Genomic DNA, 2,121 nt, shown 5'->3' with positions numbered 1-2,121 from the left:
ATTCCGCCTGGACACCCTCGGCGAGCCGCAACTTGGCCTGCGCGTCGAGGTCGGCGCTCTTCAACCGGGCCTCGGCGAGCGTGAGTTCCTCGGCGGCGCGGTGGACGGCCGCCTGCTCGGCGGCCTCCGCGGCCTTGATGTCCTTGACCAGCTTCTCCTGCGCCTCGGCCTCCGCGGCGATGACCACGGCCTGCCGCTGCCGCTCGGCCTCCTCGACCGCGCGGAGCTTCTTGATGGCCTCTTCCTGCTCGGCGACCGTGCGGTCCACGGCGACCCGCTCGCGGATGACCTCGGCGATGTCCCGCTTCTCCGCCTCGACCTCCTTCTCGGCGGCGATCTTCGTCAGCTGGGTCTCCCGCTCCCGCGCGATGACCTCCAGCAGGCGGTCCTTCTCGATCCGCTCGCTCTCGACGGCGATGACCCGCTCACGGTTCTTCTGTGCGACGGCGACCTCGCGGGCCTGGTTCTCCCGCTGCACGCCGAGCTGTTCCTCGGTGCGCAGGAAGGCGGACTGCGCGCGCAGCCGCTCCTCCTCCATCACCCGCGCGGTCTCGGCCTCCTCGCGGGCCCGGGACGTCTCGATCTCCCGGCGCTGCTTGATCTCGGCGTCGGCCTGACGGCGCTCCAGCTCCAGGATCGCCTCGCGGGCGTCGACGTTCTGCCGGGTGATTTCCTTCTCCTCGGTGCGCTGGTACTCGTTGGTGCGCACGTGCTCGATCGTCGTCAGCTCGGTGATCTTGCGGATGCCCTGGGCGTCGAGGACGTTGGCCGGGTCGAGCTGGGTGAGCGGCGTCTGCTCCAGGTAGTCGATCGCCGCGTCCTCAAGGTGGTAGCCGTTGAGGTCGACACCGATCAACTCGATGATCTTGTAGCGGAGTTCCTCACGCTGGGTGTAGAGGTCGGTGAAGTCCATCTGCTTGCCGACGGTCTTCAGCGCCTCGGAGAACTTCGCGTGGAACAGCTCCTGCAGCGTCCGCTGGTCGCTCGCCCGCTGGGTGCCGACGGCCTGGGCGACCTTGATGACGTCCTCCACCGTCTTGTTGACCTTGACGAAGAACGAGATGCGGATGTCCGCGCGGATGTTGTCCCGGCAGATCAGCCCTTCCTTGCCGGCCCGGGTGATCTCGATGGTCTTCACCGAGATGTCCATCACCTCGGCCTTGTGCAGCACCGGCAGCACGACCTGCCCGGTGAAGGTCACATCGACCTTGCGCATCTTGGAGACGATCAGCGCCTTGCCCTGCTCCACCTTGCGGAACAGCCGGGAGACGACCAGCAGCGCGACGGCGACGACGAGGAGGAAGGCGGCTGCGAGCACGCCGATGACAGTCATGGCATACGTCCTTGAGGCAGAGGCGGTCGAAGAGACAGGCGCGCGTCAGTGAACGGTGCACTGCTTCGGTACGGGTTCCGGTGCCGAGCACCTGCCGGTGTCCGGCACCGGAACCCTCCGCAGTGCTCCCCGCAGGTCATGATGGGCGACCGGTGCCCGCCCGCGCATTGCCGATGTCCGGCAGTGTTCACTAGGGTCTGCATGCCGGTGACCCGCCAAGAAAGCGTCACCGGCGTGTCAGGATCCTGGGGGCAGCGTGACGGAGCGGGACATTCCCGAGCAGTATCTGGACGGCTATGCCCACATCCTGGCCGAGGTCTCGGCCACGGGCCGCCGCCTCACCCGGGAGGAGAGGGAATCTCGGCGAACCCTCGGCGAGCAGGCGGCGGAAGCGGGTTACGGGCTGCGTTTCCTCGTCAGCGCCCACCTGACCGCCGCACGCGCCGTCCGCTCGCACACTCCCGGATCCCTCGACAGCACTCTGGTCGCCGTACAACAGGCTGTGGACGCCTTCGCCGAGGGCTACGAGCGCGCCCAGCGCCTCGCCGTGCGCCAGGAGGAGGCCGCACGCCGGGAGTTCATCGACGACCTGCTCTACGGCCGCAGCGACCTGGGCCGCCTCGCCGAACGCGCCGAACGCTTCGGCCTGCGCCTGTCGCACGCACACGCCGTCGCCGTCGCGGAAGGCCCGGTGGCCTACGAGGAGGGCGCGCCGGTCGCCCGGCAGGTGGAGCAGGCGCTGCTGGCCCGCTTCGGCAACCGCAGCGTCCTGCTCACCACGAAGGACG

1 protein-coding gene and 1 pseudogene are annotated in these 2,121 nt (G+C 68.9%); one reads left to right on the top strand and one right to left on the bottom strand.

All coding sequences use genetic code 11. The annotated features are described in order from the left end of the window. A partial coding sequence (locus tag IE312_RS40195) for a flotillin family protein (RefSeq protein ID WP_229899791.1) occupies positions 1-1,333 on the bottom strand: 1,333 nt, incomplete at its 3' end. Positions 1,334-1,589: 256 nt separating this feature from the next. Here IE312_RS40195 and IE312_RS40190 point away from each other — a divergent pair. Beyond that, positions 1,590-2,121 (top strand): annotated as a pseudogene (locus tag IE312_RS40190) (PucR family transcriptional regulator); the annotation flags it as partial.

The sequence above is a fragment of the Streptomyces capoamus genome, assembly GCF_014654935.1.
Classification (GTDB): domain Bacteria; phylum Actinomycetota; class Actinomycetes; order Streptomycetales; family Streptomycetaceae; genus Streptomyces; species Streptomyces capoamus.
The sequence above is the reverse complement of the archived record's forward strand: the minus strand, read 5'-3'. Positions and strand labels throughout refer to the sequence as shown.